Raw genomic sequence first — 5,185 nt, 5'->3', positions numbered from 1 at the left:
GCAGGCAGAGGACGATCTTCCCTCGTGAGGTGCTGACCGTCGCCTGGTAGAGCTTGGCGGTGTCGATCTCCAGGGCCGGCGGCGCCGGGTACTTATGGAGGTCGGCGGGCGGGTTCATAGGCGCGAGCGGCGGCCCGAAGGTTGCCTTCGAACAGTCGGCGTACGCCATGGTGGCGGGGGCGGGGGTCGGCGTCGCTGTCGGCGAGGGCGTGGCGCTCGCCTGAGTGGAGGGCGAAGGCGCCGGGTTGGCGAGGCCCGCACTCGAGTCCTTGCCGGCGACCCGGTTGAAGACGAGGCCGAGCGCGACTAGACCGGCGACGAGTACAACCAGGACGGCGATCGCAAGACGTGGCCGGCTTGGCGCCGGGCCACCACCCTCATTCAACCGACGATCCTCCGCGAGCTACTGCGATCCTCCGCGAGCTACTGCGCGCCGAGACTGACGTCGTCGCGCAAGACAGCGATAGTACATGTGGCGATCATGATCGTGCGGAGCGGAATGAGTGCTAGCTGTCACTGACCATATCGTCCCAGGGCCTCGACGACGTCCTCGGGGGCGGGCTAATGCCCCAACAGGTAAGGTGGGGGATATGCTGGCCAACGCACCTTACCGATGGCGTCGCGGCGCACCGGCGTTGGCCCTTGCGTCAGTCGGCATCGCTGTTCTCGAGGGGGGACGGGGCCACGGGTCGTTGGCCGCGTGTTGGGGCCTCCTCGCTCTTGCGATGACCGCACGGACGGCCGTCGGTATCCTCGTGACGCGCCGGCGCCACAAGGGATCGCCTCGTTGAGAGTTTCGGCCGCCCGATGCCGATGAGACTGCTGAGCAACACATCGGCGACGGAACGAGCTGTGGCCCAAGATTGGAAGGGCTCGACCTGGGCAAGGTCAAGGACATTGACCATCCCCACGGGGAGCCCCCGCACGAGCAGCCAAGCGTGCGGCCCACCGGAGGCCGGCGACGAAAGCCGCGATCTGGTCGAGCGCGTCGTCGAGCACCGGTGCCAGGCCATGCCCCACCCGCGGATAGGTGACCAGCCGGGCATCGCCGAGCAGCGCCACCGCGGCACCGAGCAGGTCGACACGGGCGAACGGGTCGGACTCGCCGGAGAGCAGCAGCACCGGGCAGCCGATCCGAGGCCAGTGCTCGGTGCGCTGCTCGTCCGGGTGCCCCGGGCGGTGGAGCGGGTAGCTGAGCAGCACCAGCCCGGCCACCGGCTCGCCGGCGGCGAGCATGCTGGCCACCCGGCCTCCGTACGAGTGGCCGCCGATCACCACCGCCGCTCCGTGGGGCCGGGCGGCGGCGGCGAGGACGGGGACGGCGCGCTCGGCCCGCCCCTTGGGGAGGTCGACGGCCTCCGCCTCCACCCCCCGGGCGCGCAGCCCCTCGACGTGCGGCCGCATGCTCGCCGCGGTTCCCGAGGCGCCGTGTCCGAGGATGACCACGGCGCGGAGCATAGCTACGATGGCCGGGGCCGGCCGGAGTGCAGGAGCCGGGGAGGAGGCAGCGAGCGATGTCCACCGAGACCGTCACCCCCGCGGCGGCGGCGCCTCCGCCCACCGACATCGGCAAGGCCCTGGGCACCGACTACCTGCTCATCCGCGACGAGCTCAGCGACGCGGAGATGGACTACCTGGAGCGCACCCGGCGGTTCGTCGACAGGGAGGTGCTGCCGGTCATCTCCGACCACTGGGAGCGCGCCGAGATGCCGGTCGACCTGTTCCGGCGGCTCGGCCAGCTGGGCCTGATCGGCGACGGCATCGAGGGCTACGGCTGCCCGCCGATGAGCCCGATCGCCGCCGGTCTGATCCACATGGAGCTGAACCGCGGCGACGGCAGCCTGGGCACCTTCCTCGGGGTGCAGGCCGGGCTGGCGATGCGGTCGATCGCGATGCTCGGCTCCGAGGAGCAGAAGCAGCGCTGGCTGCCGGGGATGGCCCGGGGCGAGAAGCTCGGCGCCTTCGCGCTCACCGAGCCCAACCACGGCTCCGACTCGGTGCGGCTCGAGACCTCCGCGGAACGGCGCGGGGACGAGTACGTGCTCCGCGGCGCCAAGCGCTGGATCGGGAACGGCACCGTCGCCGACGTCGTGGTGGTGTGGGCGCGCGACACCGAGGACGGCCAGGTCAAGGGCTTCCTCGTCGAGCCCGGCGCCCCCGGCTACGAGGCCACGGTGATCACCGGCAAGGGCTCGCTGCGGGCGATCTGGCAGGCCGACATCGAGCTCCGTGACCTCCGCGTCCCCGCCGAGGCGCTGCTGCCGCGGTCCACCGGCTTCCGCTCCGCGGGACGGGTGCTGGCGAGCACCCGGGCGGCCTGCGCGTGGATGGCCCTCGGCCACGCCGTCGGCGCCTACGACGCCGCGCTCACCTATGCCCGCCGCCGCGAGCAGTTCGGCAAGCCGCTGGTCAGCTTCCAGATCGTCCAGGAGAAGCTGGTGCGGATGCTCGCCGACGTCACCGCGATGCAGCTCTTCTGCCTGCGGCTGGGACGGCTCACCGAGGAGCACCGGCTCTCCGACACCATCGCCTCGCTGGCCAAGCTCAACAACACGACCAAGGCGCGCGAGGTGATCGCCGAGGCCCGGAACCTGCTCGGTGGCAACGGCATCCTGCTCGAGTACCACGTGATGCGGCACATGGCCGACATCGAGGCGATCTACACCTTCGAGGGCACCGAGACCATCCAGACCCTGATCGTCGGTCGCGACATCACCGGGGTCGGCGCCTTCGTCTGACGGCTACAGCTGCAGGGCCCGGATCGGGGCGGCGAGCACCGCCGGATCGTCCCAGCGCACCCCGGGCACGTCGATGTAGAGCTCGATCTCGTTGCCGTCGGGATCGGCGATGTAGAGGCTGTGGGTGATGCCGTGGTCGGAGGCGCCGAGCAGCCGGGTGCCGGACGCGAGGACGCGGTCGCGGGCCTCGCGCAGCTCGTCGTCGGTGTCGCCCACCTTGAGACCGAAGTGGTACATCCCCAGCCGCCGGCCCTGCGGGATCGGGGTGGCCTGGTCGCCCACCTCGATGAGCAGCAGCTCGTGGTGGGTGCGCCCGCTGGAGAACATCACGAAGCCCTCGACCGGCGCCGGCGCCGGGGGCATCACCTGCCGCCAGCCGAGGACGTCGCGGTAGAACTCGGCCGAGCGCGTGGCGTCGCGGACGTAGAGGACGATGTGCCCGAGCTCGTGGACCTTCATGACCCTGTCTCCGTGCGCGGCGGAGCCGCGCCCGGTCACCCGGGCGCGGCCTCGACCACCTGAGTATCGGGCTCAGCCCGCCTGCAGGACCGCCTCGACCTCGAGATTGAGGCGCACCTTCTCGCCGACGACCACGCCGCCGCCGTCCATGGGCATCTGGATGGTGATGCCGTAGTCGTTGCGGGCGATCTCGAAGCTGGCGGAGAAGCCGGCCCGGAGGTTGCCGTAGGGGTCGCGGGTGACGCCGCCCTTCTCGACCTCGAGGGTCACCGGCCGGGTCACGCCGTGGAGGGTCAGCTCGCCGTCGACGTAGGTCTCGCCGCCGTGGGCGCGCAGCCCGGTGGAGCGGAAGCTCGCCTTCGGGTGGGTGGCGCTGTCGAAGAAGTCGGCGGAGCGGATGTGCTCGTCTCGCTGGGCGTTCTGGGTGTCCACCGAGGCGACATCGATGCTGACGTTCAGGGTCGCCGACCCGTCGTCGGTGGCGACGATCTCACCGGCGACGCCGGTGAACCGGCCGCGCACCTTGCCGACCATCATGTGCCGAACCGAGAAGGCGACCTCGGTGTGGACCGGGTCGATCGCCCAGGTGCCGGCGGTGAGGCCGCTGAGGCCGGTGGCGGTGGGGGTGGAGGCGGTGCTCATCAGAGGTGGTCCCTTTTTGGTTGAGAGCTTGGTGATTGAGTGCTCAACCTTCGAGGACCACCATAGCACAGTTTTTGAGAGTTCAAACATCTTGCCCGTCGGTGCTACGATCGCCCCATGGACTCCCCCCGCTGGCTCGACGACGAGGAGCAGCACGCCTGGCGCGCCTTCCTCTTCGGCGGCCGGATGCTGATGAACCGGCTCGACCGTGAGCTGCTGGTGAGCGCAGGCATGCCCGTCGCCTACTTCGAGGTGCTGGTCGGCCTCTCCGAGTCGCCTGGGCGGGCGATGCGGATGAGCGAGCTCGCCCGCCGGTCGCAGTCCTCCCCGAGCCGCCTCTCCCACGCCGTGGCCCGGCTCGAGGAGCTCGGCTGGGTGCGCCGCGAGGCCTGCCCCACCGATCGCCGGGGGGCGGTCGCGGTGCTCACCGACGAGGGCTTCCGGGTGCTCGATGCGGCGGCTGCGGAGCACGTGGAGTCGATCCGCGCCCACCTCTTCGACCGGCTCAGCCGCGAGCAGGTGACCCAGCTGCGGGAGATCTTCGAGACGGTGAGCCGGCCGCTCTCCGAGGATGCGGCCCCTCCCTGCGACGAGGCGACCTCCCCCTGCGACGAGGAGCAGGCCTGTTCGGGGTGACCCGACATTCGCTTCGGTCGAACGGAATTGCCGGGGCGCCCGTGGGGCTGCTACGGTCGCCGCGGGGCGTCGAGACGGGAACCGGGGGACGGTGGCCGGGATGCAGTACGGGTTGCTGGGTCCGCTGGAGGTCGTGGACGGCGGCCGCCCGCTGACCCTCGGCGGGGGCAAGCAGCGGGCGCTGCTCGCCCTCCTCCTGCTCAATGCCAACCGGGTGGTCGCGGTCGACCAGATCATCGACGAGCTCTGGGGGGAGAACCCGCCCGAGACCGCGGCGAACGCCGTCCAGGTCCACGTCGCCAGCCTGCGCCGGATCCTCGAGCCGGGCCGGGCGGGGGGCGCGGCGACCGCGGTGCTGGTCACCCGAAGCCCCGGCTACCTGATCCGCGCCGAGCCCGACGCCGTCGACGTCCTCCGCTTCGAGCGGCTGGTCGACGAGGCCCGGCAGAGCCTCGCCCGCGATCCCGAGGCGGCTCGGACCAGGCTGGCCCAGGCGCTTGCGCTGCGACGCGGCCCCGCCCTCGCCGACGTGGTGCTCCAGGGCCCGGCGCACGGCCAGGTCGCCCGCCTCGAGGAGCTCCAGCTCTCCGCGTTCGAGGACCGCGTCGACGCCGACCTGAAGCTCGGACGCCACGCGGCGGTGGTGGGGGAGCTGGGCGCTCTCGTCGCCGCCCATCCGCTGCGCGAGCGCCCCCGCGCCCAGCAGATGC

At 71.7% G+C, this 5,185-nt stretch carries 6 protein-coding genes; 3 read left to right on the top strand and 3 right to left on the bottom strand.

Annotated elements, in window-relative coordinates; genetic code table 11:
- Positions 1 to 888: 888 nt before the first annotated feature.
- Entirely contained in the window at positions 889 to 1,458 is a 570-nt protein-coding gene (locus VGL20_00965) for an alpha/beta family hydrolase (GenBank protein ID HEY2702237.1), read from the bottom strand.
- Between the two features lie 56 nt (positions 1,459 to 1,514).
- On the opposite strand from VGL20_00965, the gene VGL20_00960 reads away from it, so the two are divergent.
- Positions 1,515 to 2,738: an acyl-CoA dehydrogenase family protein gene (locus VGL20_00960; GenBank protein HEY2702236.1), complete on the top strand. Its 1,224-nt coding sequence runs from the start codon at positions 1,515 to 1,517 to the stop codon at positions 2,736 to 2,738.
- Positions 2,739 to 2,741: 3 nt separating this feature from the next.
- Here the strand turns inward: VGL20_00960 and VGL20_00955 are convergent, their stop codons facing one another.
- Both VGL20_00955 and VGL20_00950 read right to left on the bottom strand, forming a co-directional pair.
- Positions 2,742 to 3,197: a VOC family protein gene (locus VGL20_00955; GenBank protein ID HEY2702235.1), complete on the bottom strand. Its 456-nt coding sequence runs from the start codon at positions 3,195 to 3,197 to the stop codon at positions 2,742 to 2,744.
- Between the two features lie 72 nt (positions 3,198 to 3,269).
- Positions 3,270 to 3,839, bottom strand: coding sequence for a YceI family protein (locus VGL20_00950; protein HEY2702234.1), 570 nt, complete (start codon positions 3,837 to 3,839; stop codon positions 3,270 to 3,272).
- Between the two features lie 117 nt (positions 3,840 to 3,956).
- On the opposite strand from VGL20_00950, the gene VGL20_00945 reads away from it, so the two are divergent.
- Both VGL20_00945 and VGL20_00940 read left to right on the top strand, forming a co-directional pair.
- Positions 3,957 to 4,475, top strand: a complete 519-nt coding sequence (locus VGL20_00945; GenBank protein HEY2702233.1) for a MarR family transcriptional regulator — start codon at positions 3,957 to 3,959, stop codon at positions 4,473 to 4,475.
- Between the two features lie 100 nt (positions 4,476 to 4,575).
- Positions 4,576 to 5,185 (top strand): AfsR/SARP family transcriptional regulator (locus VGL20_00940; protein ID HEY2702232.1); only part of this gene is annotated, 610 nt, incomplete at its 3' end.

It is taken from the genome of Candidatus Dormiibacterota bacterium (genome assembly GCA_036495095.1).
Lineage (GTDB): Bacteria > Chloroflexota > Dormibacteria > Aeolococcales > Aeolococcaceae > CF-96.
The sequence above is the reverse complement of the archived record's forward strand: the minus strand, read 5'-3'. Positions and strand labels throughout refer to the sequence as shown.

Bases quoted from the DNA above. Each gene is read 5' to 3' on its own strand.
- VGL20_00965 (HEY2702237.1), bottom strand. From the start codon at position 1,458: ATGCTCCGCGCCGTGGTCATCCTCGGACACGGCGCCTCGGGAACCGCG.
- VGL20_00960 (HEY2702236.1), top strand. From the start codon at position 1,515: ATGTCCACCGAGACCGTCACCCCCGCGGCGGCGGCGCCTCCGCCCACC.
- VGL20_00955 (HEY2702235.1), bottom strand. From the start codon at position 3,197: ATGAAGGTCCACGAGCTCGGGCACATCGTCCTCTACGTCCGCGACGCC.
- VGL20_00950 (HEY2702234.1), bottom strand. From the start codon at position 3,839: ATGAGCACCGCCTCCACCCCCACCGCCACCGGCCTCAGCGGCCTCACC.
- VGL20_00945 (HEY2702233.1), top strand. From the start codon at position 3,957: ATGGACTCCCCCCGCTGGCTCGACGACGAGGAGCAGCACGCCTGGCGC.